24 protein-coding genes are annotated in these 24,566 nt (G+C 67.5%); 9 read left to right on the top strand and 15 right to left on the bottom strand.

Features of this window, described 5'->3' with window-relative positions; all coding sequences use genetic code 11:
• The first annotated feature begins 40 nt into the window (after window positions 1-40).
• Entirely contained in the window at window positions 41-1,426 is a 1,386-nt protein-coding gene (locus AT701_RS09410; RefSeq protein WP_003893228.1) for an FAD-dependent oxidoreductase, read from the top strand.
• 32 nt (window positions 1,427-1,458) lie between these two features.
• On the opposite strand, the gene manA is transcribed toward AT701_RS09410, so the two are convergent.
• The 4 genes from manA to AT701_RS09390 all read right to left on the bottom strand — a co-directional run bounded on the left by manA (window position 1,459) and on the right by AT701_RS09390 (window position 5,737).
• Complete coding sequence (manA, locus tag AT701_RS09405; RefSeq protein ID WP_014877219.1) at window positions 1,459-2,685, bottom strand: mannose-6-phosphate isomerase, class I; 1,227 nt, start codon at window positions 2,683-2,685, stop codon at window positions 1,459-1,461.
• 4 nt (window positions 2,686-2,689) lie between these two features.
• Window positions 2,690-3,772, bottom strand: a complete 1,083-nt coding sequence (locus AT701_RS09400; RefSeq protein ID WP_058125710.1) for a hypothetical protein — start codon at window positions 3,770-3,772, stop codon at window positions 2,690-2,692.
• Complete coding sequence (locus AT701_RS09395; RefSeq protein WP_011727940.1) at window positions 3,769-5,187, bottom strand: phosphomannomutase/phosphoglucomutase; 1,419 nt, start codon at window positions 5,185-5,187, stop codon at window positions 3,769-3,771. The genes AT701_RS09400 and AT701_RS09395 overlap by 4 nt, the downstream gene beginning before the upstream one ends.
• 130 nt (window positions 5,188-5,317) lie before the next feature.
• Window positions 5,318-5,737 (bottom strand): DUF3499 domain-containing protein, encoded by a 420-nt coding sequence (locus AT701_RS09390; RefSeq protein ID WP_011727939.1) that lies wholly within the window; start codon window positions 5,735-5,737, stop codon window positions 5,318-5,320.
• A 129-nt stretch (window positions 5,738-5,866) separates the two neighbouring features.
• On the opposite strand from AT701_RS09390, the gene AT701_RS09385 reads away from it, so the two are divergent.
• On the top strand, window positions 5,867-6,289 hold the full coding sequence (locus tag AT701_RS09385) for a metallopeptidase family protein (RefSeq protein WP_029104225.1): 423 nt from the start codon (window positions 5,867-5,869) through the stop codon (window positions 6,287-6,289).
• Window positions 6,290-6,329: 40 nt separating this feature from the next.
• On the opposite strand, the gene AT701_RS09380 is transcribed toward AT701_RS09385, so the two are convergent.
• Entirely contained in the window at window positions 6,330-6,584 is a 255-nt protein-coding gene (locus AT701_RS09380; RefSeq protein WP_416188432.1) for a WhiB family transcriptional regulator, read from the bottom strand.
• A 426-nt stretch (window positions 6,585-7,010) separates the two neighbouring features.
• Between AT701_RS09380 and cofD the strand changes: the two genes are divergently transcribed.
• The 3 genes from cofD to AT701_RS09365 are packed head-to-tail and all read left to right on the top strand — an operon-like array spanning window position 7,011 to window position 9,900.
• A complete protein-coding gene (cofD, locus tag AT701_RS09375) occupies window positions 7,011-7,994 on the top strand; it encodes a 2-phospho-L-lactate transferase (RefSeq protein ID WP_058127584.1) in 984 nt (327 codons plus the stop codon).
• Complete coding sequence (locus tag AT701_RS09370) at window positions 7,991-9,355, top strand: coenzyme F420-0:L-glutamate ligase (protein ID WP_058125709.1); 1,365 nt, start codon at window positions 7,991-7,993, stop codon at window positions 9,353-9,355. The genes cofD and AT701_RS09370 overlap by 4 nt, the downstream gene beginning before the upstream one ends.
• Window positions 9,352-9,900 (top strand): NUDIX hydrolase, encoded by a 549-nt coding sequence (locus AT701_RS09365; protein WP_003893219.1) that lies wholly within the window; start codon window positions 9,352-9,354, stop codon window positions 9,898-9,900. Before AT701_RS09370 ends, AT701_RS09365 begins: the two co-directional genes overlap by 4 nt.
• Here AT701_RS09365 and manB read toward each other — a convergent pair.
• From manB to rfbD, 3 genes are read right to left on the bottom strand one after another with little or no spacing between them, the layout of a single operon-like run.
• Window positions 9,882-10,961 (bottom strand): mannose-1-phosphate guanylyltransferase ManB, encoded by a 1,080-nt coding sequence (gene manB, locus AT701_RS09360; protein ID WP_003893218.1) that lies wholly within the window; start codon window positions 10,959-10,961, stop codon window positions 9,882-9,884. The two genes, AT701_RS09365 and manB, sit on opposite strands and share 19 nt — an antisense overlap.
• Entirely contained in the window at window positions 10,961-11,851 is an 891-nt protein-coding gene (locus AT701_RS09355; protein ID WP_003893217.1) for a glycosyltransferase family 2 protein, read from the bottom strand. Before AT701_RS09355 ends, manB begins: the two co-directional genes overlap by 1 nt.
• Before the next feature lie 2 nt (window positions 11,852-11,853).
• Complete coding sequence (rfbD, locus tag AT701_RS09350; protein WP_003893216.1) at window positions 11,854-12,744, bottom strand: dTDP-4-dehydrorhamnose reductase; 891 nt, start codon at window positions 12,742-12,744, stop codon at window positions 11,854-11,856.
• A 67-nt stretch (window positions 12,745-12,811) separates the two neighbouring features.
• Between rfbD and AT701_RS09345 the strand changes: the two genes are divergently transcribed.
• Together AT701_RS09345 and AT701_RS09340 are read left to right on the top strand one after the other, a co-directional pair.
• The gene (locus AT701_RS09345; RefSeq protein WP_014877213.1) at window positions 12,812-14,305 is read left to right on the top strand and encodes an LCP family protein; all 1,494 of its coding nucleotides are present in this window, start codon (window positions 12,812-12,814) and stop codon (window positions 14,303-14,305) included.
• A gap of 22 nt (window positions 14,306-14,327) precedes the next feature.
• Window positions 14,328-15,032 carry a TIGR03089 family protein gene (locus tag AT701_RS09340; protein WP_058125708.1) on the top strand — a complete coding sequence of 235 codons (705 nt, stop codon included), beginning with the start codon at window positions 14,328-14,330 and terminating at the stop codon, window positions 15,030-15,032.
• A gap of 75 nt (window positions 15,033-15,107) precedes the next feature.
• Here AT701_RS09340 and AT701_RS09335 read toward each other — a convergent pair whose 3' ends face one another.
• The 4 genes from AT701_RS09335 to AT701_RS09320 form a co-directional block, all read right to left on the bottom strand.
• Window positions 15,108-15,920 (bottom strand): biotin--[acetyl-CoA-carboxylase] ligase, encoded by an 813-nt coding sequence (locus tag AT701_RS09335; protein WP_003893213.1) that lies wholly within the window; start codon window positions 15,918-15,920, stop codon window positions 15,108-15,110.
• A gap of 22 nt (window positions 15,921-15,942) precedes the next feature.
• The gene (locus tag AT701_RS09330) at window positions 15,943-17,112 is read right to left on the bottom strand and encodes an acyl-CoA dehydrogenase (protein ID WP_003893212.1); all 1,170 of its coding nucleotides are present in this window, start codon (window positions 17,110-17,112) and stop codon (window positions 15,943-15,945) included.
• Between the two features lie 345 nt (window positions 17,113-17,457).
• Window positions 17,458-17,967 carry a 5-(carboxyamino)imidazole ribonucleotide mutase gene (gene purE / locus AT701_RS09325; RefSeq protein ID WP_003893211.1) on the bottom strand — a complete coding sequence of 170 codons (510 nt, stop codon included), beginning with the start codon at window positions 17,965-17,967 and terminating at the stop codon, window positions 17,458-17,460.
• On the bottom strand, window positions 17,964-19,199 hold the full coding sequence (locus AT701_RS09320) for a 5-(carboxyamino)imidazole ribonucleotide synthase (RefSeq protein WP_162267862.1): 1,236 nt from the start codon (window positions 19,197-19,199) through the stop codon (window positions 17,964-17,966). The genes purE and AT701_RS09320 overlap by 4 nt, the downstream gene beginning before the upstream one ends.
• 67 nt (window positions 19,200-19,266) lie before the next feature.
• On the opposite strand from AT701_RS09320, the gene AT701_RS09315 reads away from it, so the two are divergent.
• Entirely contained in the window at window positions 19,267-19,938 is a 672-nt protein-coding gene (locus tag AT701_RS09315) for a GtrA family protein (RefSeq protein WP_058125706.1), read from the top strand.
• On the opposite strand, the gene AT701_RS09310 is transcribed toward AT701_RS09315, so the two are convergent.
• The 3 genes from AT701_RS09310 to AT701_RS09300 form a co-directional block, all read right to left on the bottom strand.
• Window positions 19,893-20,411 (bottom strand): PH domain-containing protein, encoded by a 519-nt coding sequence (locus AT701_RS09310; RefSeq protein ID WP_011727928.1) that lies wholly within the window; start codon window positions 20,409-20,411, stop codon window positions 19,893-19,895. The genes AT701_RS09315 and AT701_RS09310 overlap by 46 nt on opposite strands.
• 346 nt (window positions 20,412-20,757) lie before the next feature.
• Window positions 20,758-21,393, bottom strand: a complete 636-nt coding sequence (locus AT701_RS09305; protein ID WP_223495472.1) for a DUF4012 domain-containing protein — start codon at window positions 21,391-21,393, stop codon at window positions 20,758-20,760.
• Window positions 21,380-21,631, bottom strand: a complete 252-nt coding sequence (locus AT701_RS09300) for a hypothetical protein (RefSeq protein WP_223495470.1) — start codon at window positions 21,629-21,631, stop codon at window positions 21,380-21,382. Before AT701_RS09300 ends, AT701_RS09305 begins: the two co-directional genes overlap by 14 nt.
• 1,474 nt (window positions 21,632-23,105) lie before the next feature.
• Here AT701_RS09300 and AT701_RS09290 point away from each other — a divergent pair.
• The gene (locus AT701_RS09290; RefSeq protein ID WP_058124898.1) at window positions 23,106-24,509 is read left to right on the top strand and encodes an IS1380 family transposase; all 1,404 of its coding nucleotides are present in this window, start codon (window positions 23,106-23,108) and stop codon (window positions 24,507-24,509) included.
• Window positions 24,510-24,566 lie beyond the last annotated feature (57 nt).

Raw genomic sequence — 24,566 nt, 5'->3', positions numbered from 1 at the left:
CGACCCGGCTGAGGTCATGTTCCCATTACCGTGGCAGTCGATGAGTACGACTCTGGAACATTCCTCCACCCATGCGATCGTGATCGGCGGCAGTGTCGCGGGTCTGTGCGCGGCCCGGGTGCTGTCCGACCACTTCGACCGTGTGACGGTCTACGAGCGCGATGAGCTGCCCACCGAACCGGTGAACCGCAGTGCGGTACCGCAGGGACAGCACGTGCATCTGCTCATGGCCAGAGGCGCACAGGAACTTGAGGCCATCTTCCCCGGCATGCTCGACGACATGGCCCGCGCCGGGGTGCCCGTGGTGCAGAACCAGCCGGAGTCCATCCACTTCACCGCGGGCGGTCACCTCCTCGGCACCGGTCAGACCCTCGAATCCAATTTCACCGCATACGTCCCCACGCGCGGCAGGCTCGAGTGGCAGATCCGCGAGCGTGTGCTCGCGTTGCCCACGGTGTCGGTGCTGCGCGGCGGGGTCGCGCATCCCGAGTTCGACGCGGCCGCCCAGCGGGTCACCGGCGTGGTGCTCGACAACGGTGAGACCGTCGAGGGCGACCTGGTGGTCGACGCCTCCGGACGTGGCAGCCGGCTTCCGGTGTGGTTGGAGGAATGGGGATTCGAGCGCCCCAGGGAGGATTCGGTCAAGATCGGGGTGACCTACGCATCGCACCGCGTGCGTATCCCCGAGGGGCTGATGGCCGAGAAGATGGTGCTGGTCAGCGCCTCTCACGACGACGGCCTGGGCATGGGCATGCTGTTCCACGAGGACGGCATCTGGACCGTCACGGCGTTCGGGGTCGCCAAGGCCGAACCGCCGAAGGACCTCGACGGCATCCTCGCGCAGGCCGACACCATGGTCCCACCGCACATCAGCGCAGCCCTGCGGGCCGGAGAACCCGTGGGCGGGATGAATTTTCACCGGTACCCGGTGGCCAAGTGGCGCCGCTACGACAAGATGCGCCGGTGGCCCGCGGGCATCATGCCGTTCGGCGACGCGGTCGCGAGCCTCAACCCCACCTACGGCCAGGGCGTGACGATGACCGCCCTGCAGGCCGCCAACCTGCGCACCGTGTTGTCGGTCGGCAAACAGGACCTGGTCTCGCGCCTGGCGTACCGCACCGCGCGCACGACGTTCCCGGTGTGGATGATGAACGCCGTCGCCGACCATGTCGCGCACGGCGCGGAGGGTCCCAAACCGTGGTGGTACCGGCCGATGTACAGCCTGTTCGACCAGTTCCTCGGCGCTGCCGAGACGGATCCCGTTCTGGCGGAATGGTTCCTGCGACGCACCAGCCTGCTCGACAGCCTCTACCTCGCCCCGTCGCCGCGGGTGATCGGGCGTGCGATCCGGCACAACGCCTCGATGTGGCTGGCCGAGAAGACCAACCGCGCGGACCGCGACAAGAGCCTGGCCGCCACCGGGTGACGCGGTGGCCGTGCGGTGGCGGTGCAGCGCCGTCAGATCCCGACGGTCACCCGGAACATCGCGGCGGGCAGTTCGGCAGTCAACCGGATCGGACCGTCGTCGGCGGCCACCCACGCGGCCTCGCCCCGGCTCAGCTCGAGTTGCCCGGCCTTGGCGTGCACCTTCAGCGAACCCTCCGTGCACAACAGCAACTGGGGTCCGTCGTGACGTGACTGTGCGTCGATCTCGTGTCCGAGCTGCTCGCCGTCGAGACGCAGCACCGACACCGCGAACTCCGGGGCGGGCGTCTGGTACACGAGTTCCTTTGCGTCGTGGACGATCACGGGCCGCAGACGGTCCTCCGGCGTCGGTGTGAAATCCAGCACCCGCAGCAGTTCGGGGACGTCGACGTGTTTGGGGGTCAACCCGCCGCGCAGCACGTTGTCGGAGTTCGCCATGACCTCGACGCCCACCCCGTGCAGATAGGCGTGCAGGTTCCCGGCGGGCAGGTACAGCCCCTCCCCCGGTTGCAGGACGATCCGGTTGAGCAGCAACGAGGCTAGCACACCGGCATCGCCCGGGTACCGCTCGCCGAGTTCCAGCACCGTCTTGGCCTCGGCGGCGAAAGCCTTCTCCCCCGAACGGATGTAGTTGATCGCGCCGTCGAGCACCGCGGGCACCAGCACATCGAGGTCGGGTTGCGGCGCGGTGATCCAGGTGGTGAACAGCGCGCGCAGACCGTCGGCATCGGACTGATCGGACAGCAGGTTGATGTACGGGTCGAGGTCGGTGACGGCCAGCGTCCTCATCAACTCGACGGTGCGCGCGACCGGCCGGAACCCGGCCAGCGCGTGGAATTCCTCAAGTGCCACAAGCAATTCAGGCTTGTGACTGCGGTCCCGGTAGTTGCGGACGGGCGACGAGATGGGGATCTGGAGGCGATCCTCGCGCTCGAAACCCTCCTGCGCCTGCGCGGCACTGGGGTGCGCCTGCAGCGACAGCGGTTCGTCCGCGGCGAGCACCTTGACGAGGAACGGGAGCGCATCGCCGAAACGGGCGACCGCGGTACTGCCCAACTGCCCCTCGGGATCGTCGGCCAGGGCCTGCAGCAGCGACCGTTCACCGTCGTCGGTCTGCAACCACGCCGGGTCGGCGGGATGCGCGCCGAACCACAACTCGGCCTCGGGATGCACTGTCGGACTTGGCCTGCCCGTGAAGTCGGCAATGGCGGTACGCGAACCCCAGGCATAGGTCCGCACCGCTCCCCGTAGCAGATGCACTCGTTTAACCTCGAACCAATTTCGAATAGACGGCGGCCATCTCCAGTCGCACAGCCAGTATCGCCACTTGTTGTTCCGGACGTCCCGCCGGCAGGGTGGTTTCGGTGGAATCCGGTACGTCGTCGGCGCCGATCGCCGAGATGTCGTCGTAACCGGCGATACGCGCGGCCACGGCCGCCCGCTCGACATCGGTGGTCAGCACCAACGTCCGCATGCGGTCGGGCAGCGGCCCGTCGATCTCCTCGTCGTGGAACAGCGACCGCGTACCGGCGTCACCGCGCGCACCGCTGCGCAGCGCGGCCAGAACATCGGCAAGTCCGACCGCCGACACGACCTCCCCGGCGATGCGCAGCATCATCGTGGCGCCGTGACGCGCCAGCGCCAGCGTCGCGGCGGTGTCGCCCGCCAGCACCACGTCGGCGCCCGACATGCGCTCCACCAAGGTCTTGGCCGCGTTGGTGAACAGATCGCGCGCGGCGCTGTTGCGCAGGGCCTCGGCGTCCAATTCGTCAGCCAGAGCGGTCAAATCGGCGTGCCGGTCGCGGCTGCGGTCACGGTTGACCGTGTGCAGTGCCGCCAGGCCGACGGCCAGGTAGCGGACGAATGCGAAGTCGTCGGGAACCCACAACCGCGGTTCGATCACCACGGCGCGGCCCGCCGAGACGTCCCGCAGCGGGCCCTCGTACGGCGCGGCCACCACCACGCGCGCGCCGCGACGCACACCCATGGCCGCGGCGTTCACCAACGCCGGATCGCCCGGATCGTCGCCCGCCACGATCAACACGTCCAGCGCGCCGATCCACGGCGGCGCCTCAGAGGCGAGCACGACGGGTGCGGCCGCCGACGGGCCGAGCGTGGCTGCGAGCACCGCACCCGCGTGCTCGGCCGTGCCGCGGCCGGCGACCCAGATGACCGTGCGCGCAGGATCATCCGCGCGCAGCGGGTCGAAAAGTCCTTCGTCGAGTGCGGCCGCGGTGGCCCGCACCTGGGCCCCCGCCATGGCCGCGGCCCTCAGCAGCCCGCCGCGGTCGGCTGCGAGAAGCCCGTCGCCGTCGTCGAGGTCCACCATGGCGCCCAGTGCGTTCACGTCGCCGCCTCGTTCACCGCCCCGTTCACGCTGCCGGGTTCGTTGGTGGCGCGGATGACGTCGGCGATTCTGTCGACCACTGCGTCGACCTCCTCGGTGGTGCGCGCCTCGACGTTGAGGCGCAGCAGCGGTTCGGTGTTCGAGCTGCGCAGGTTGAACCAGCAGTCGTCGCCGAGGTCGACCGTGACGCCGTCGAGGTGGTCGATGGAGTGGATGGCCGTGCCGTACGACGTGAGCACCGCGTCCACGCATGCCGATGCGTCGCTGACGGTGAAGTTGATCTCGCCCGAGGCCTCGTAGCGCTGATAGTCGGCCATGATCTCCGAAAGCGGGCGGTCCTGTTCGCCGAGCGCGGCGAGCACATGCAGGGCCGCGAGCATTCCCGAGTCGGCGCCCCAGAAGTCGCGGAAGTAGTAGTGGGCCGAGTGCTCACCGCCGAATATCGCGCTGGTCTCGGCCATCAGCGCCTTGATGTAGGAATGCCCGACCCGCGCGCGCACCGGGGTGCCGCCCCGCTCGGTCACGAGCTCGGGCACCGCGCGCGAGGTGATGAGGTTGTGGATGATCGTCGCGCCGATTTCACGGGTGAGTTCGCGACCGGCGACCAGAGCCGTCACGGCCGACGGCGAGACGGGGCGACCGAGTTCGTCGACGACGAAACAGCGGTCGGCGTCGCCGTCGAACGCGAGCCCGATGTCGGCGCCGGACTCCACGACGAAGCGCTGCAGGTCCACCAGGTTGGCCGGGTCGAGCGGGTTGGCCTCGTGGTTGGGGAACGTGCCGTCGAGTTCGAAGTACAGCGGCAGGATCGTGGCCCCGGGGATCGGCCCGAGCACAGCGGGCGTGGTGTGCCCGGCCATGCCGTTGCCTGCGTCGACGGCGATGCGCAGGGGCCGTGAGCCGCTGAGATCGACCAGGGAACGCAGGAACTCGCCGTAGTCGGCCAGTACGTCGCGGTCGGTGATGCCGCCCCGCGGGCCGTCATGGGCCGGTACGCCGCCGATAACCTCCTCGGAGATGGCGGCCAGCCCGGTGTCCTTGCCCACCGGTTTGGCGCCCGCGCGGCACAGCTTGATGCCGTTGTAGGCCGCGGGGTTGTGGCTCGCGGTGAACATCGCGCCCGGGCACTCCAACAACCCGGACGCGAAGTAGAGCTGATCGGTCGAGGCGAGACCGATCCGCACGACGTCGAGTCCCTGCGTGGTGACGCCGTCGGCGAAAGCCGCCGCCAGCGCCGGCGAGCTGGATCGCATGTCGTGGCCGATGACGACCTGCCGGGCGCCTTCGCCGCGGACCAACCGGGCAAACGCGCCGCCCACGTCGGCGACGAACGACTCGTCCAACTCGGAGCCGACCAGACCGCGGACGTCATAGGCCTTGATGACACCGTGAACAGCCGCTGCTGGCCGAGACATAGAACTCCTTGTGAAACGGGATCGTTGGCGCCAGCCTAACCGTCTGGCGACATCTCCACGTTCACTACTCCGGCCTCGCACGCCATCGGACATCACAAGTTCCGCAGACGCCGCACGAGGCACGTCATGATCAGTCGGTGGGGTCGGGCAACACCCGCAAATGGCCACGTCGACGACCGTTGGGCTCGGGCTGTCGCACCGGGGGCGCGATCACCGCGCCGCTGCCGGTGCCGGTCGCCGGATCGGAGAATCCGGCCACGACGCCGTTGACCGGACCGGGCCCCGTGCGCCCTTCGCGAACCGCGTCGGCCAGTGCGACGAGATCGTCCTCGTCGGGATGGGTCGGCAGCGGTCCGGCGTGGCGGACCAGCTCCCAACCCTTGGGGGCGGTGATCCGGCTGGCGTGGCCCACACACAGGTCCCAGGAGTGAGGTTCGGAAACCGTGGCCAACGGCCCAACGACGGCCGTGGAGTCTGAGTAGACGAAGGTCAGCGTCGCCACGGCATAGTGCGGGCACCCGGGCCGGCAGCAGCGACGGGGAACATTCACGCACCAGAGATTATCTTGGACGATCGACGGGCGCCGCCGGACACGCGCAGCCGGGGCAGCCGACTCCGAACCGTTACGATCATGTCCGTGCCTCGGCTGAACCATCCGCGTTCGCGTCGCGGACGCGATATCCGCGGACCGCTGCTCCCGCGGTCGGTTCCTGGGTGGCGCAGCCGCGCCGAGCGGTTCGACATGGCGGTGCTGGAGGCCTACGAGCCGATAGAGCGTCGATGGTCGTCGAGGGTCAGCTCACTCGATGTCGCTGTCGACGAGATTCCACGGATGACCCCGAAAGATCCGGACAGTGTGCAATGGCCACCCGAGGTGGTGGCAGACGGTCCGATCGCGCTGGCGCGGTTGATACCGGCAGGGGTGGATGTCAGGGGGAATTCGACCCGGGCGCGAATCGTGTTGTTCCGCAAGCCCATCGAGCGCCGGGTCAAAGGATCCGATGAGCTGGCTGATCTACTGCATGAAATCCTGGTGGCGCAGGTGGCCACCTATCTCGGCGTCGAACCGTCGGTCATCGACCCGACGATCGACGACGATTAGCGCGGGGCGGCACGTCGCGAGTGCTCACCGCGCCGTACGTCTAGATGATGCCGCGTTTGAGGCGCCGGCGCTCACGCTCCGACAGACCGCCCCAGATACCGAAGCGCTCATCATGCGCGAGCGCGTATTCCAGGCACGCGTCACGAACTTCGCACCCCTGGCAGATGCGCTTGGCCTCTCGGGTGGAACCACCCTTTTCCGGGAAGAAGGCCTCCGGGTCAGTTTGCGCGCACAGGGCACGCTCCTGCCATTGGTCTTCCTCGGCCTCCGGAGCCACGTCGAACGAATCGGGCACCAGACTCAGTTGAGGACGTCCAGCTGCCCCCGTCGGTGTCGATCCGGTGTCGATGTGCGGTGCATGGCTCACCGAGCCGAGTAGCCGGTTGTCGAACCGGACTACACGATCGAAATCGCCGCTCTCATAAGACATATCCCCCGCCTCCTCACTCGGTCTCGTAGATCCTCAGTGGAGCCCCACTATTGTGATATGCGGCCATCATTCGAACAGTTGATCGAATCTCGGTCCGCGACACCGGAATCGGTCACCAACCGAAAAATGACACTGCTGTGATTACACACGTGTTAGCTGTCGGGGTCAAGCTCCAGGGCGCGAATTCATACCATCCCGTGATCTCATTCCGGCGCGTCGCGACATCGGCGTGTCCTGCTCGTGACGACGTCGTTTCCGTCCGGAGCGTCCCAACGCCTAGTGTCGGACGTTGTGAAGATCACCGTTCTGGTCGGCGGAGTCGGCGGCGCACGGTTTTTGCTGGGCGTGCAGAACCTGCTGGGGCTCGGCTCCTTTGCCGACGGTCCCAGCAAGCATGAGCTCACGGCTGTCGTCAACATAGGAGACGACGCATGGATGCACGGCGTTCGCATCTGTCCGGACCTCGACACCTGCATGTACACCCTCGGCGGCGGGATCGACCCCGACCGCGGCTGGGGTCATCGCAACGAGACCTGGAACACCAAGGAGGAGCTTGCGGCCTACGGCGTGCAGCCCGACTGGTTCGGGCTCGGCGACCGCGACCTGGCCACCCACCTGGTGCGTAGCCAGATGTTGCGCGCCGGCTACCCCCTGTCCCAGGTGACCGAGGCGCTCTGCAAACGCTGGCAGCCGGGAGCGCGATTGCTGCCCGCAAGCGACGAGCGCAGCGAGACCCACGTCGTCATCACCGATCCCACCGACGGCGAGCGGCGCGCCATCCACTTCCAGGAGTGGTGGGTGCGGTATCGGGCAAAGGTCCCTACGCACAGTTTCGCGTACGTCGGTGCAGATCAGGCAACGGCAGGACCCGGCGTGGTCGAGGCCATCGGCGACGCCGACATCGTGTTGCTGGCGCCGTCGAACCCCGTGGTGAGCATCGGTCCCATCCTGCAGATCCCCGGCATCCGCGGTGCGCTGCGCTCCACCTCGGCCCCCGTGATCGGGTACTCCCCCATCATCGCCGGAAAACCATTGCGCGGCATGGCCGATGAATGCCTCAAGGTCATCGGCGTGGAATCCACCTCCCAGGCCGTCGGCGAGTTCTTCGGCGCCCGGGCCGGCACGGGCCTGCTCGACGGGTGGCTCGTACACGAGGGTGACCACGCGCAGATCGAGGGTGTGAAGGTCAAGGCGGTGCCGCTGCTGATGACCGATCCCGAGGCCACCGCGGCGATGGTCCGCGCCGGTCTGGACCTCGCCGGGGTGTCGCTGTGAGCGCCGCGGCGAACACCGAGCACGGTGCGGCCGACCGCGTCGAGATCCTGCCGGTCCCCGGCCTGCCCGAGTTCCGCCCGGGTGACGACCTCGTCGGTGCGCTCGCCGAGGCGGCGCCGTGGCTGCGTGACGGCGACGTCCTGGTGGTCACCAGCAAGGTGGTCTCCAAGTGCGAGGGCCGCATCGTGGCAGCCCCGTCGGATCCCGAGGAACGGGACACCCTGCGGCGCAAACTCATCGACGACGAGGCGGTGCGGGTGCTGGCCCGCAAGGGCCGCACCCTGATCACCGAGAACGCGATCGGGCTCGTCCAGGCCGCGGCCGGTGTGGACGGTTCCAACGTCGGATCCACCGAACTGGCGCTGCTCCCGGTCGACCCCGACGGCAGCGCCGCGACGCTGCGCGAGGGGTTGCGTGAGCGCCTCGGCGTCACCGTCGGGGTGGTGATCACCGACACCATGGGCCGGGCGTGGCGCACCGGACAGACCGACTTCGCCATCGGCGCATCGGGTCTGACGGTGCTGCAGGGCTACGCAGGCTCCCGCGACCGCCACGGCAACGAGTTGGTGGTCACCGAGGTCGCCGTCGCCGACGAGATCGCCGCGGCCGCCGATCTGGTCAAAGGCAAGCTCACCGCGATCCCGGTCGCCGTGGTGCGCGGCCTCAGACTGCCCGACGACGGGTCCAGCGCCCACCGGCTGGTGCGTGCCGGTGAGGACGACCTGTTCTGGCTCGGCACCGCCGAGGCGATCGAGCTGGGCCGCATGCAGGCCCAGCTGCTGCGCCGCTCGGTGCGCCGGTTCAGCGCCGAGCCGGTCCCGCACGACGCCATCGAGGCCGCAGTCGGCGAGGCGCTCACCGCGCCGGCGCCGCACCACACCCGGCCCGTGCGTTTCGTGTGGGTGCAGGACTCCGAGACCCGCACGCGCCTGCTGGACCGCATGAAAGAGCAGTGGCGTGCCGATCTCACCGCAGACGGTCTGGACGCGGACGCGGTCGAGCGCCGCGTGGCGCGCGGCCAGATCCTCTACGACGCGCCGGAACTGGTGATCCCGTTCCTGGTGCCCGACGGTGTGCACAGCTATCCCGACGACGCACGCACCGCGGCCGAGCACACCATGTTCACCGTCGCGGTCGGCGCGGCCGTTCAGGGCCTGCTGGTCGCGCTCGCGGTGCGCGACATCGGCAGTTGCTGGATCGGGTCGACGATCTTTGCCGCGGACCTGGTGCGCGCCGAACTCGATCTGCCCGATGACTGGGAACCCTTGGGCGCCATCGCGATCGGTTATCCCGAACAGACACCGCAACCGCTTGGGCCACGCGATCCGGTGCCCACCGACGAACTGCTGGTGCGCAAGTGAGCCTTCATGATTCGGCCACCCGGCTACTGACCCACTGGGACGCACCGGATCCCGCGCAGGATTCGCTGCGCCATGCGGTGCTGTCGTTTCTGGCGGCCCGCCCCGACGCGTGCCTGCGCGCATGCGTCCCAGGCCACATCACGGCATCGGCACTCGTGATCGACCACACGGGCACGCACACGCTGCTGACGCTGCATCCGCGTTTCGGGCGCTGGCTGCAACTCGGCGGGCACTGCGAGGACACCGATCCCGACATCCACGCCGCGGCCTTGCGCGAGGCCACCGAGGAATCGGGTATCGATGGTCTGACGATCGATCCGGATCTGGCTGCGCTGCACGTGCATCCGGTCACCTGCTCGCTCGGGGTCCCGACGCGTCACCTCGACATGCAGTTCCTGGTGCGCGCCCCCGAGGGAGCCGAAATCGTCTGCAGCGACGAATCATTGGACCTACGGTGGTGGCCGCTGGACGCACTGCCCGATGGCACGGATTTCGGCCTCGACCAGCTCGCCGCCGCGGCGCGGCGTCAGACGTCGGTCGAGTAGCGGATTCCGCCGTCGGGAATCGTCACGCCCGGCCACACGCGCGCACCGCGCAGCAGTTCGCAGCGCGCGCCGATGTCTGCGCCGTCGCCGATCACCCCGTCGCGGATGAGCGCACGCGGGCCGATGCGGGCGCCGAACCCGATGATCGAGCGTTCGATCACCGCGCCGGCCTCGACGCGCACACCGTCGAAGATCACCGCGCCGTCCAACCGTGCGCCCGCGCCGATCTCGGCTCCGCGTCCCACCACGGTGCCGCCGATCAGCAGCGCACCCGGGGCGACGCCGGCACCGTCGTGTACGAGCGATTCGCCCCGCTGCCCATTGAGCGCGGGTGAGCCGGCGATGCCGCGCACCAGGTCGGCCGATCCGCGGACGAAGTCCTCCGGGGTCCCCATGTCGCGCCAGTACGAGGCGTCGACGTGGCCGTAGATGCGCAGGCCGTCGGCGAGCAGCGCGGGGAACACCTCGCGCTCCACCGACAGCACACGGCCCCTGGGCAACCGGTCGATGACCTCGCGCTTGAACACGTAGCAGCCCGCGTTGATCTGATCGGTCGGTGGATCCTGCGTCTTCTCCAGGAATGCGGTGACCCGGCCATCGGCGTCGGTCGGCACACAACCGAACGCGCGGGGATCACCGACGCGCACCAGGTGCAGTGTCACGTCGGCGTCGTTGGCGTCGTGTGTCGCGAGGATCGCACCGAGATCGGCGCACGAGAGCACGTCGCCGTTGAACACCATCACGGTGTCGTGACGCAGTTTGTCGGCGACGTTCGCGATGGCACCGCCGGTGCCCAGCGCCTCGGTCTCGGTGACGTAGTCGATCTCGATCCCCAGCTTGGAGCCGTCACCGAACTCGGCCTCGAACACCTCGGCCTTGTAGGACGTGCCCATCACGACGTGCTTGATGCCTGCCGCCGCGATGCGCGACAGCAGATGCGTCAGGAACGGCAGCCCGGCGGTGGGCAGCATCGGCTTGGGCGCCGAAAGCGTGAGAGGGCGAAGGCGTGTGCCCTGCCCGCCGACCAGGATGACGGCATCGACTTCTGCAGGTTCGGTCATCACCACGCCCCTTTGTTCGCCCGCTTGCGCCGAGAGTTTCCAACCACAAGCCCGGCCCGCACCGCCAACGCACCCCGGATGGCCCACCGTAACGGGGCCTGCCAGGTCGCGGGGTAGCGATCGGCCAGGAAAGTGTAGGTACTGCGGTGATGGGCGGCCAAATTGCGCGCGGGATCCCGTCCGGTCGAATGCCCCTTGTAGTGCAGCACTTCCGCCGAGGGCACGTAGATGTTCTGCCACCCCGCGCGATCGAGACGGTCACCGAGGTCGACGTCCTCCATGTACATGAAGTACCGCTCGTCGAAACCGCCGATCGCATCGAATGCATTGCGGCGCAGCAACAGACACGATCCCGACAGCCAGCCCACGGGCCGCTCGGAGGGCTCCTGGCGGTCCTGGCGGTAGGCCGCCGTCCACGGATTGTTCTTCCAGAACGGACCGACGACCGCGTGCAGACCACCGCGGAGCAGGCTCGGCTGATGCCGCGCCGACGGGTAGATCGCGCCGTCGGGGTCACGGATGAGCGGCCCGAACGCGCCGGCATGCGGCCAGCGGTCGGACGCCTCGAGAAGAAGGTCGATCGCCTTCGGGCCCCACTGCACGTCCGGGTTGGCCACCACGAGGAAGTCCGTGCCCTCGCCGGCGGTCAACTGCGCCACGGCACGGTTGACCGCACTGCCGTAGCCGAGGTTGGCGCCCGTACGCAGCAGGCGCACGTTGGGGTACCGCTGCTCGGCCTCCTCCGGTGTGCCGTCGGTCGACCCGTTGTCGGCCATGATCACCGTCACCGGGCGATCGGTCGCCAGCGACAGGGACGACAGGAACCGGTCCAGGTGGGGGCCCGGCGAATATGTCACCGTCACGACCACCAGGGGGCGGGCATCGTCCATCGTCACGGCGTAGAGGGTAGCGGGCCGTCGGTAGTGGCCCCCACCACCGCAGCCACCGCGTCCTGCAGGGCCTCGCGCCAGTCCCGCAGCGGGGTCAGACCGGCCTGCGCCGACCGCTGCGACGACAGCACCGTGTAGCTCGGACGCGGCGCCGGACGCGGATGCCGGTCGCTGCCGCACGGGCGTACGCGTTCCGGATCGGCGCCGACCGCCTCGAACGTCGCCCGCGCCTGGTCGAAGCGGCTGGCCACGCCCGCGTTGGCGGCGTGCAGGATGCCGGGCTCGACACCGCCGTCGACGATCTGCAGCAGCGCACCCACGAGGTCGCCGGTGTAGGTCGGTGAGCCGACCTGATCGGCCACGACGTCGATGGCGCCGTCGCCGGCGGCGAGCCTGCGCATGGTCGCCACGAAGTCCGAACCGTCGCCCCCGCGGTACACCCACGCCGTGCGCACGACATACGCGTCGGGTTTGGCGGCCAGCACGGCCTGCTCGCCGGCCAGCTTGGTGCGGCCGTAGATGTTGACGGGCCCGGTCTCGTCGTCGACCTCGTACGGGGTGTCGCGGTCAACGGCACCGAATACATAGTCGGTGGAGATGTGGATCAGGCCCGCGTCGACCGCCGCGCAGGCCTTCGCGAGGTTGCCGGGGCCCACAGCGTTGACCGCGTGGGCCCGCTCGGGCTCGTCCTCGGCCTTGTCGACCTGCGTATATGCCGCGCAGTTGATCACCACGTCACCGTTCGCGACGAATCGCCGCACCGCATCCTCGTCGGTGATGTCACACTGCGAGGACGTCAGGGCGAGCACCGTGTGCCCCTTGGCAGCCGCCTGATCAGCCAAAACGCGCCCGACCATGCCGCCTGCCCCGGTGATGACTATCCGTTGCGCCATGACGTCGAGTCTGGCACGCCGGTGATCGTTACCCGGCTCACGTGGGGTCCGCCAGTAGCCTGGGCTCGTGCCCATCCCGTTGATCAGGTCCATTGCTGTGGCCGCAGCGTCGGCCGTGGTGCTCGGAACAGGGGTGGCCTGGACCCAGGTCCGGTCGTTCGAGTCCGGTATCAACCACATCAGCTCGTCCGCGCTCGGCGAGGGCGGCGAGGACGGCGCGATCGACATCCTGCTGGTCGGTATCGACAGCCGCACAGATGCCCACGGCAACCCGTTGTCCCCCGAAGAGCTCGCGACGCTGCGGGCCGGCGACGACGTGTCGACCAACACCGACACGATCATCCTGGTCCGCATCCCCAACAACGGGACGTCGGCGACCGCGATCTCCATCCCCCGCGACTCCTATGTGGAGGCCCCGGGCTGGGGCAAGATGAAGATCAACGGCGTCTTCGGCGACGTCAAGCTCGACCGCATGAAGCAACTGGTCGAGGTCGAGGGCGAGGACCCGGCGGTCGCGGAGCCGGAGGCCACCGAGGCCGGGCGCGAGAAGCTCATCGAGACCGTCGCCGATCTCACGGGCGTCACCGTCGACCATTACGCCGAGATCGGCCTGCTGGGCTTCGCGCTCATCACCGACGCGCTCGGCGGCGTCAACGTGTGCCTCAACGAGCCCGTGTACGAACCGCTTTCGGGCGCCGACTTCCCGGCGGGCTGGCAGAAGCTCAACGGCCCACAGGCGTTGAGCTTCGTGCGTCAGCGCCACGGCCTGCCCCGCGGTGACCTGGACCGCGTCACCCGGCAGCAGGCGTTCATGGCTTCCCTTGCGCACGAGGCGATCTCGAGCAAGACCCTGTCGAGCCCGGCCACGCTGGGACGCCTCCAGGACGCCGTCCAGCGTTCCGTGGTGATCTCCGACGGTTGGGACATCATGGATTTCGTCAGCCAGCTGCAGAACCTCGCAGGCGGCAACGTCGCGTTCGCGACCATCCCGATCCTGCGTGAGGACGGCTGGAGCGACGACGGCATGCAGAGCGTCGTGCGGGTGGACCCGCAGCAGGTCCGCGACTGGGTGACCGGTCTGCTGCAGGACCAGGACGAGGGCAAGACCGAGGAGCTGGCCTACTCGCCTGCCAAGACCACCGTCGAGGTGCTCAACGGCACCGACGTCAACGGCCTGGCCGCCTCGGTCTCGCAGGTGCTCACCCAGAAGGGGTTCACCCCCGGCGACACCGGTAACCACGAGGACGGACCGGTGGCAGGCAGCCAGGTGCTGGCGGCCACGTCCGACGATCTCGGCGCCCAGGAGGTCGCGAAGGATCTCGGCGGGCTGCCGGTGCACGAGGATTCGTCGATCCCGGCCGGATCGGTGCGTGTGGTGCTCGGTGACGACTACACCGGCCCCGGGTCCGGTCTGGACGGCAACCCCGCCCTGAGCTCGGTGGATCCGGCCTCCTCCAGCGCGAGCGGCTACGCCGACGGCTCGAGCGAGGACGAGACCCCGCCGCCTCCGCCGTCGCCGATTCTCACCGCGGGCGCCAACGACCCGCAGTGCGTGAACTGACCGCATCAGGAATGAGCGAGCAATGAGCACAGTCAGCGCTGCCGTGCTGGACCCGCTGTTGGCGGCCGATCCGGCCGGCCCGCGGATCACCTACTACGACGACGCCACCGGTGAACGCATCGAGCTGTCGACGGTGACCCTGGCCAACTGGGCCGCCAAGACCGCCAACCTGTTACGCGACGAGCTGGGCGCAGGTCCGCAGACCCGCGTCGCGGTGCTGCTGCCCGCGCACTGGCAGACCGCGGCGGTGTTGTTCGGGATCTGGTGGATCGGCGCGGAAATCGTGTTGGAGGGTCCTGCCGACATCGCCCTGTGCACCCGTGCCCGGCTCGACGAGGCCGACGACGCGGTCTCCGGAGGCGAGGTCGCGGTGCTGTCCCTCGACCCGTTCGGTAAGCCGGCCGCCGATCTGCCGGTGGGCGTCACCGACTATGCGACGGCGGTGCGTGTGCACGGCGATCAGATCGTGCCGGAGCGCCGTCCCGGCCCGGCACTGGCCGGACAGTCGGTCGGCGAGGTGCTCGACGCCGCGCGCAGTGCCGCAGCGGCAAGCGGGTTCACCGCGGACGACCGCGTGCTCTCGACCGCGTCATGGGCCACCCCCGACGAACTGATCGCCAACCTGCTCGCGGTGTTCGCCGCCGGCGCGTCGCTGGTGCAGGTGGCCAATCCCGATCCGGGCGCCCAGGAACGCCGCCGCCAGACCGAGAAGGTCACGCGCGGTTAGCTTTTCCTGCCGAGCAGACGCAAAACTGCGCTTTTTCACCCCAATGTGCGCAAGTTTGTGTCTGCTCGCGAGAGGTCACGCGGGGCGCAGATGCGTCACGTCGCCTGCGGCCACGGTGATGCGCTCACCCTCGGAGTCGATCAGCAGTCTTCCGGATTCGTCGATGTCCACCGCGTCGCCCAGCAGTTGCCGATCTCCCGGAAGCAGCACCCGGACCGCGGTGCCCAGCGTGCCGCTGCACTGCCGATAGTCGTCGAGCAGCCTTTCGTCGGCTCCGCCTGCCGCACGCCAGCTTTCGACCCGGTCGGCCAGTCGGGTCAGGAACTCCGTCAGCAGTGCCGAGCGATCCACGGGGGCGTCGGTCAGCATCGCCAGCGACGTCGCGACCGAATCGGGCACGTCGTCCGGCATGACAGAGACGTTCAGGCCGGTGCCGATCACCACGGTCGGTGCGGGCGAGGCGACCTCGGCCAGGATGCCGGCCAGCTTGCCGGTGTCGACCAGAACATCGTTGGGCCACTTGAGTTTCGCTTCGACCCCGGTGACCGCCGAGATGGCGTCGACCACCGCCACGCCGGTCGCGAGCGGGAGCAGGCCCCACGCTGTCGACGGAACACCGGTCGTGTCGATCCCCACCGAGACCGCGATCTGCGATCGCGGCGGCGTGGTCCACTGTCTGCCGTTGCGACCGCGGCCCGCGGTCTGGTGTTCGGCGGCCAACACCGCACCGTTGATGTCGGTACCCGATCTCGCGCGTGCCAGCAGGTCGGCATTCGTCGACCCGGTCTCCGCGACGACATCGAAACTGCGCCACGACCCGCGCGGTCGCACCACTGCGGAACGGATGGCGTCGGCATCGAGCGCCGGGCGCTCGGTATCGCTGTTCACGTCCCGCAGGGTACTGCCACGCTCAGCGCAGCAGGGCGCGGCTCATGACCACGCGCTGGATCTGGTTGGTGCCCTCGTAGATCTGGGTGATCTTGGCATCACGCATCATCCGCTCCACCGGGAAGTCCTGCGTGTAACCCGCACCGCCGAACAACTGCACCGCATCGGTGGTGACCTCCATGGCGATATCCGACGCCAGACACTTACTGGCCGCCGAGATGAACCCCAGGTTCTTCTCACCACGCTCAGCACGCGCCGCGGCGTGATACACCATCAACCGCGCCGACTCGACCTTCATCGCCATATCGGCCAACATGAACTGCACAGCCTGAAAATCACTGATGCTCGTACCGAACTGCTTGCGGTCCTTGGTGTAGGCGATCGCCGCATCCAACGCACCCTGGGCGATCCCCACCGCCTGCGCCCCGATCGTCGGGCGCGTGTGATCCAACGTCGCCAACGCCGTCTTGAACCCCGTACCCGGCTCACCGATGATCCGATCCCCGGGAATCCGACAGTTCTCGAAATACAACTCCGTGGTCGGCGACCCCTTGATGCCCAGCTTGCGCTCCTTGGGACCGACGCTGAACCCCTCGTCGTCCTGGTGCACCATGAACGCCGAAATCCCGTTGGCACCCTTGTCCGGATCGGTCACCGCCATCACCGTGTACCACGACGACTTACCACCATTGGTGATCCAGCACTTGGTGCCGTTGAGAACCCAGTCATCCCCATCGGCCCTGGCCCGCGTGCGCATACTCGCCGCATCACTGCCGGCCTCACGCTCGGACAACGCATACGACGCCATCGCCGCACCCGAGGCCAACTGCGGCAACACCTGCTTCTTCAACTCATCCGAACCACGCAGGATCAACCCCATCGTGCCCAGCTTGTTGACCGCCGGGATCAACGACGCCGAGGCATCCACCCGCGCGACCTCCTCGATCACGATGCACGCCGCGACCGAATCCGCGCCCTGACCGCCGTACTCCTCAGGCACGTGCACCGCGTTGAACCCCGAAGCATTCAACGCATCGAGCGCCTCCTGCGGAAACCGCGCATTCTCATCCACATCGGCAGCGTGCGGCGCGATCTCCTTCTCAGCCAGCGCACGGATCGCCGCCCGCAACTCCTGATGCTCCTCGGGCAACTGGAACAGATCGAAAGACGGATTGCCGCCCCATGCAGCCATCGTGGCCTCCTTGCTACTCGCTGGTAACTTTACTCGCCCTGTCCCCGGGAAGAAATCGGGCTTCGGACGGAAATTCTCAGAGAGACATCAGGATTGCCTCGCCCGGCCACCAACATCGGCCGGTAGTTTGCCACGGGTGCAGGTCTACGTGGTCTCGTCGCAATTGCGAAGCCAAGCCGTCTGCGACTGCGGATGGAGCGGACAGCGTCGCTGGCTTCGCGGAAGCGCGGTCATGGACGCCAGCCTTCACGCAGGTCAGACGGGCCATCTGCCCACGAGCACACCGATGCCGGAAGACGGCCGCAGCGATACCCCACCGCCGCAGCCGGGCGCGTGAGGGGCGCTCTACCCGTCGCCGAGGAGACGCGACCGCAGGGCTGCGTCCTTTTCCAGAACCATGGCCTCCAGGTCGGCCTGGAACTTCGCCATCCGGCCCCGCAACTGCGCGTCCGTGGCACCGAGGATCCGCACCGCGAGCAGGCCCGCATTGCGCGCCCCGCCGATCGACACCGTCGCCACCGGGACCCCGGCCGGCATCTGCACGATCGACAGCAGCGAATCCAATCCGTCCAGTCGGGCCAGCGGGACGGGGACGCCGATGACGGGCAGCGGCGTCGCGGACGCGACCATCCCGGGCAGGTGCGCGGCACCGCCCGCGCCGGCGATGATCACCTCGATGCCGCGGTCGGCGGCGTTCTTCGCGTAGTCCAGCATGCGACCGGGCGTACGGTGCGCCGAGACCACGCCGACCTCGAACGGCACCTCGAACTCGGCGAGCGCCTCTGCGGCGTCGACCATCACCGTCCAGTCGCTGTCGCTGCCCATGATGAGCCCGACCCGGGGGCTACTTGTCATTCGGTGTCCGTCCCATGCTCGTTCCAGTTGTCGGTCCACTGTGCGTGTGACAGCCAGTGCGAGGCGCGATTGGCGCGCTCGCGCACGGCGGCCACGTCCTCGCCCGGTTTGCCCACAAGGTTGACATGGCCCAGCTTGCGTCCCGGACGCTCCCCCTTGCCGTACATGTGCACCTTGGCGTCGGGCATACGGGCGAACAGATGGTGGATGCGCTCGTCGAGGCTCATCGCCGGTATCTCCGGTGCGCCGAGCACGTTGGACATCACGACGATCTCGGCGCGCGCGGAGGTCTCACCAAGGGGATAGTCCAGGACCGCGCGCAGATGCTGCTCGAACTGGCTGGTCACGGCGCCGTCCATGGTCCAGTGCCCGGAGTTGTGCGGGCGCATCGCCAGTTCGTTGACCAGGATCCTGCCGTCGACGGTCTCGAACAGTTCGACGGCCAGCACACCGATGACACCCAGCTCGGCGGCCAGGCGCAGGCCCAACTGCTGGGCGCTTGCGGCCAGATCGTCGGGCAGGTCAGGAGCCGGGGCGATCACCTCGACGCAGATGCCGTCACGCTGCACGGTCTGCACCACCGGCCACGCCGAACCCTGGCCGAACGCCGAGCGCGCGACGAGCGCCGACAGTTCGCGCCGCATCGCGACGCGTTCCTCGATCAGGATCGGCACCCCGTCGGCGAGATACTTCGCGGCCACCTCGCGGGCCTGTTCGGGTGTGTCGAGCAGCACGACACCGCGGCCGTCGTAACCACCCCGGATGGTCTTGATCACAGCGGCGCCGCCGACCTCGCGGCTGAACTTCTCGGCTTCGTCGGCCGCGGTGACCTCGGCGAACTGCGGGATGGGCGCCCCCAGATCGGCCAGACGACGACGCATCACCAGCTTGTCCTGGGCGTGCACCAGCGCCTCGGGCGGAGGGGCGACCGTCACACCGTCGGCGACGAGTCTGTCGAGATGTTCGGTGGGCACGTGTTCGTGGTCGAACGTGACGACGGTCGCACCTTGCGCAACCTTCACCAGCGCGTCGTAATCGGTGTGTGAGCCCAGCACGATGTCCGGGCTGACCTGTGCCGCGGGGTCGTTCGGGTCGACGGCCAGCACGCGAAGTGTCTGTCCCAGCGCGATCGCGGCCTGATGGGTCATGCGGGCCAGCTGGCCACCGCCGATCATGGCGACCACGGGGACTGCGGAGGAATTGGTTTGAGAAGCGCGCGGCACGTCAACCATGTTGGCATGACCTGCGCTGTATACACGATTCCGCATCCGAGCATGCGTTTCCGTACACTGGCTAATCGTGTCCTTCGCTGATGCAACGATCGCGCGTCTACCGCGGTTCATCCGGCCGTTCGCCGAACGGCACCATGAGCTGATCAAATTCGCGATCGTCGGTGCCACGACCTTCGTGATCGACTCAGCGATCTTCTACACGCTCAAGCTGACCGTCCTGGAGCCCAAGCCGGTCACCGCCAAGATCATCGCGGGCATCGTCGCGGTCATCGCCTCCTACATCCTCAACCGGGAGTGGAGCTTCCGCGACCGGGGCGGGCGTGAGCGACATCACGAGGCATTCCTGTTCTTCGCGGTCAGCGGTGTCGGAGTGCTGTTGTCGATGGCACCACTGTGGATCTCCAGCTATGTGCTGATGCTCCGCGTGCCCGAGGTGTCCCTGACGACGGAGAACATCGCCGACTTCATCTCGGCCTACATCATCGGCAACCTGCTGCAGATGGCGTTCCGGTTCTGGGCGTTTCGCCGGTTCGTCTTCCCCGACGAGTTCGCCCGCAATCCCGACAAGGCACTCGAGTCCGCCCTCACCGGTGGCGGTCTCGCCGAGGCTCTCGAGGACGAATACGAGGTGAGTCACGGCCCGGACAGCGTGGTGACGCCGATGCGCCGGTCACGCGGTCGCGGCGCGCCGCCTCAACTCGGCGATTCGTCGGACCCCAGGGTGTCGAAGACTTCGTGATAGAGCAGCGCGTGGACCTGCTCGACGCGCGGGATGTCGTAGAACTCAAGCGGATCCTGGCTCGCTGATTCGATGATCAGGGTGCCGGTCCGCAGGATGCGGTCGGACAGGCCGTGCCGGAACTCCACACTGTTGATCCTGGCCAGCGGGATGTCGATACCGCTTCGCGTCAGCAACCCGTGACGGAACATCACCCTGCGGTCGGTGATGACGAAATGTGTTGTCAACCAGGTCAAGAATGGCCACAGTGTGAGCCAACCGACGATCACCAGCCAGATCGCCAGGATCACCAAGGACACCACGAGTGTGGCGGTCGGATCCCAGTGGAGCGTGTTGACGTAGGCCGCACCGAAACTTGCCAATGCCGTCGCGACGATCAGGATGAACACCGGTCCGATCAGCCGCTTCCAGTGCGGATGACGGTGCAAGACCACCTGTTCGTCGCCGGCGAGCACGTTGTCGGGATATCCCACGTGAGAAGTGTAGCCAGGCAGACCGCGGTGCCAGCTGAGGTTTGCTCTCTGGTCTTCCGACGCCGGTGCGGTCGGCGGAAAAGCGCGGTACGCGCGGCGGTATGGTTTCCACTCGATCGTAGGCACTTCTTGCAGCGGGCCCGATTCGGCGCCGCCGCCATTGCCGGCGGGTCACTCCTCTTATCCGGGAACGGCATATCGAACGCGGAGCCGTCAGAGGCCACCGCACTTGTCGGGCCGCAGGATGACGCGGTGAACGTCCGGCAGATGGTCTGTGCGGCCACGAGCATCTGCCCCATGCCCGCCCTGTTGCGCGACGGCAGATATGCGCTGCCCCCTGAAGTTCTCAACGATCGCGCATACGCATCCGCCTCCGACATCCTCGAATCGTGGACGATACGGCGCTCACCGACAGCCTTGCCCAGCGCGTCGAGCAGTTTCCGCGGGACTGCACGGCTCGGCCATCTTCTTCACCACGGCGTTCGCGACACCCCTGCAGATAGCGTTTCCGCGCCGGCTGATCGTCGGGAAACGTTGATAGGCAGTGGATTCCGCCAGTCCCACCACTTTGGAACTGTTGATCTTCTCCCCCGTCGGTCAACGTGACCGGCCCGACCGCACCCAGGATGTAACTCAGCGCCACCGGGTCGATCGCGACGACACCGTCCACGTCCACCCCGGTCTGCTGCGTCCACATGGACTTCCAGATCTGCGCGGCGTAGGGGAAGTGGGAACTCAGATTGCTGTTGTGGAAGTCGGTCGTCGGATTCGTGAACCCGTACTGCTCGTTGTACTCACCGCCCAGATCGATCGGGGTGAACGGCTTGTCGAGATCAGCATTGGCGCCCAACTCGTCGACTGTGAACTTGCCGTTGTCGAAATGCAGAACACCGAATCCGCCGAGCAGCCCACCGGTCCTGCGCGCCTCGGCGTTGGTCTGAAACCCCATGAAATAGTCGCGCGAGCCGTCAGCGCCCATCATCGGTGGCGCCAGTTGAGCTGCCAGCGAGGTGTTCCCGAGTAACTCGGCCAATTCCGCAGTTTGGGTTCAGCGTTGTCCGCGCATCGGCGACAGCGTCCACGAACGCGGCTTCGGAAATCGGGGCAGCATCGACATCGAGGCGCACTGCGGTGCCTGCGATCGAATTCAGTTCGGACTGCTCGGCGCGCAGCAGTTCCACATCCATTCGGCCGTCCCGCAGCAGGTCGTTCGGCGACATCACCGTCCCCCCTGCGTCACCGGCGTCAGCATGTCGTTGGCCAGATCCAGTACGACATCGGAGATCTCACGCCTGGTCTGCAGCGGGCTCCCAAGCCCATGGAACCGACGCGGCGAGCTTCCACGGCCACGAGTGGGTGGTGTCGTACGCCGCCGCGGCGTGGGTGCGTACTCTCGGCGGCCTGCGCTGCTGATTCGCTATCACCCTGCAGTACAGCGCCTTTCACTTGTTCCGCACTGTCACGGGCGTGCTCGAGAGCCGATTTGGCCTCGACCGCCCGCAACCCGAGCAATGCGACGAATCCGGCAGCCAGTGCCACGATGGCGATGGCGACGAGAGCACCGGCCGTCGACGCCAGAACCGCGGCCCATCGTCGTGGGCGGCGGGTTCTTCTTCGCCGTCGGGACCGGCCCGGACTGGCGGCGCGATGAGAATGACCCTGGACGTGCTTTCGGTTACTCAGCTCGCACCCGATCGGGTGCGCAGTGGACGATGCAGTCGGGCCCAGTTGGGCCCGGACTGAAAGATTTGTGCGCGAACGGCTTCTAGCAGCCTCTGCTCATCGACACCGCGACGGAACCGTACGGGCCGATCTTGACACTGGCGCCGGCGAAGCACACCTGGAAATCCCAACACCATGAATGGCGCGGGCAGATTCGGATTGGCGGCGCCGAACCACCAGAGATTGGTGTCCTGCCGGAATTGTCCGTCCAGTGAATGAGTGACCGGCGCAAGTGGCGACGGCGCGGCAACGTCTGCCTGCGCGGCCACCGCGGGGGTCAAGATCGCCACCGCAGCGACAGCGGCAACGCCGGCCTGAAACGCTACAACCAGCTAATACCACTCGCGCCTTCACGCAAACCTGGTGCCAATTAACACCCAAATCAAGATTTCAGCAACGTCAAGATCGATCATGATGGTCGGCGAAATAGCCCGGACTTGGGAAAAGTCGCCTCGATGCACCCCCGGACCGCGCTACAGCATCATCAAGATCGACATCTGACATACGGCCAGACCAGGGCATGGCAGGCGCGCGAACAAAATCGTCGCCGGTGTGCGCCATCCGCCACCGTCCAGTGGCAGCAAAAGATACCCGAAATCCCCTGGCGCGTAACCAAAAAGGTGTGTGAAGTGCATCTCATCGTCGCTCAGGGGCACGCGGAACGCGGGCCGTGCGCACCCGTCCACCGAAAATCAACCTCCTCAACCGATCGATGGCGCACCGGACGTCGCCTGTATATGCGCCTCGGTATGAGCGCCGCGCGCGATGCCCGCCGAAGATGTGAGCCGATGACGCCCCAGGTCCGCGCTGTGAGAATGAGTGACGCGGGACACGCCACTGGGGGCTCTCTTAGCCTCGATCCACCGATGAATTGGCTGGTCGCAGGGTGTCGTGACGAGGAAAGTGCCTTCTGAGCTGTGATGATGAGTGTTCTCTAGGCACTTATCGGCACAACTTCGAAAGGCACTTCCGGTGAAAGTGTCCCATAGGTTCGCTGCGTCGTCGGCGGTCTTCGATGATGCCCATCTCGTGTCGTGCGCCGGTCTGGTGCCGGTAATGACGCTGGCCACCCAGACCGGGCTGTCACAGTTGCTGGCCGACAAGGTTCGTATCAGCGAACCACGGATCAAGTCCGGGTCGGCCAACCCGTCGCCGAAGCTGCTCACCGTGGTCGCCGGAATGTGCGCCGGCGCCGACAGCATTGATGACCTCGACCTCGTGCGTGGCGGCGGGATGAAGACGCTCTTCGATGGGGTCTATGCACCATCGACGATCGGAACACTGTTGCGGGAGTTCACCTTCGGACACGCCCGGCAGTTGGAGTCGGTCCTGCGTCATCATCTGGCCGCACTCTGTGCGCGGGTGGACCTGCTGCCCGGATCCGACACGGGGGCGTTCATCGACATCGACTCACTGCTGCGCCCGGTCTATGGCCACGCCAAACAGGGTGCCTCCTACGGGCATACCAAGATCGCTGGTAAGCAGGTTCTGCGTAAAGGGCTCTCCCCGTTGGCGACGACGATCAGCACCCCCGGAGCGGCGCCGGTGATCGCCGGGATGCGGCTGCGCGCCGGTAAGACCAGTTCCGGGAAGGGTGCGGGCCGCATGGTCGCCCAAGCCATCGCCACCGCCCGCGCCGCCGGCGTGCGCGGGCAACTGCTGGTGCGTGGCGATTCGTCCTACGGCACCCGGTCGGTGGTGGGCGCCTGCCGAGCCCACAATGCGCACTTCTCGGTGGTGATGACCCGCAATACCGCGGTTGATCGGGCCATCAGTTCGATCGACGAGCAGGCCTGGGAGCCGGTCAACTATCCCGGTGCAGTGCGTGATCCCGACACCGGTGACTGGATTTCTGATGCCGAGGTCGCCGAGGTCAGCTACACCGCCTTCGCCTCTACCAAAGATCGGTTCACCGCGCGGTTGGTGGTGCGGCGAGTCAAAGACGCGAGATTTCGGGACGCGCTGTTCCCGGTGTGGCGGTATCACCCGTTCTTCACCAACACAGACTTGCCGACCGCCGAGGCTGACATCACCCACCGCCAGCACGCGATCATCGAAACCGTCTTCGCCGATCTGATCGACGGACCCCTGGCCCACATGCCCTCAGGACAGTTCGGTGCCAACAGTGCGTGGGTGTTGTGCGCGGCGATCGCGCACAACCTGCTGCGCGCCGCCGGCGTGCTCGCAGGAGGTGCCCACGTGGTTGCCCGCGGCGCGACGCTGCGCCGCAAGATCGTCAACATTCCCGCCCGTCTGGCCCGACCCCAGCGTCGACCGATCCTGCACCTCCCCGAGCACTGGCCCTGGACAGAGCACTGGCTCACGTTGTGGCGCAACACCATCGGATACAGCCCACCGCTACCGGCAACGACCTGACCAACGCGCCGAACAGGCCCAACCGGAGCACACAGGAAAAGCTGGGCAGACCAGCAA

This window comes from Mycolicibacterium smegmatis (assembly GCF_001457595.1).
GTDB lineage: Bacteria > Actinomycetota > Actinomycetes > Mycobacteriales > Mycobacteriaceae > Mycobacterium > Mycobacterium smegmatis.
Note: the sequence above shows the minus strand (reverse complement) of the source record. Positions and strands in the feature narration are given on the sequence as shown.

Coding starts and splice junctions, on each gene's coding strand:
- AT701_RS09410 (WP_003893228.1), top strand. CDS start 41: ATGAGTACGACTCTGGAACATTCCTCCACCCATGCGATCGTGATCGGC.
- AT701_RS09395 (WP_011727940.1), bottom strand. CDS start 5,187: ATGTCTCGGCCAGCAGCGGCTGTTCACGGTGTCATCAAGGCCTATGAC.
- manB (WP_003893218.1), bottom strand. CDS start 10,961: ATGACCGAACCTGCAGAAGTCGATGCCGTCATCCTGGTCGGCGGGCAG.
- AT701_RS09355 (WP_003893217.1), bottom strand. CDS start 11,851: ATGGACGATGCCCGCCCCCTGGTGGTCGTGACGGTGACATATTCGCCG.
- rfbD (WP_003893216.1), bottom strand. CDS start 12,744: ATGGCGCAACGGATAGTCATCACCGGGGCAGGCGGCATGGTCGGGCGC.
- AT701_RS09340 (WP_058125708.1), top strand. CDS start 14,328: ATGAGCACAGTCAGCGCTGCCGTGCTGGACCCGCTGTTGGCGGCCGAT.
- AT701_RS09330 (WP_003893212.1), bottom strand. CDS start 17,112: ATGGCTGCATGGGGCGGCAATCCGTCTTTCGATCTGTTCCAGTTGCCC.
- purE (WP_003893211.1), bottom strand. CDS start 17,967: ATGACAAGTAGCCCCCGGGTCGGGCTCATCATGGGCAGCGACAGCGAC.
- AT701_RS09320 (WP_162267862.1), bottom strand. CDS start 19,199: ATGGTTGACGTGCCGCGCGCTTCTCAAACCAATTCCTCCGCAGTCCCC.
- AT701_RS09305 (WP_223495472.1), bottom strand. CDS start 21,393: ATGATGGGCGCTGACGGCTCGCGCGACTATTTCATGGGGTTTCAGACC.
- AT701_RS09300 (WP_223495470.1), bottom strand. CDS start 21,631: ATGTCGCCGAACGACCTGCTGCGGGACGGCCGAATGGATGTGGAACTG.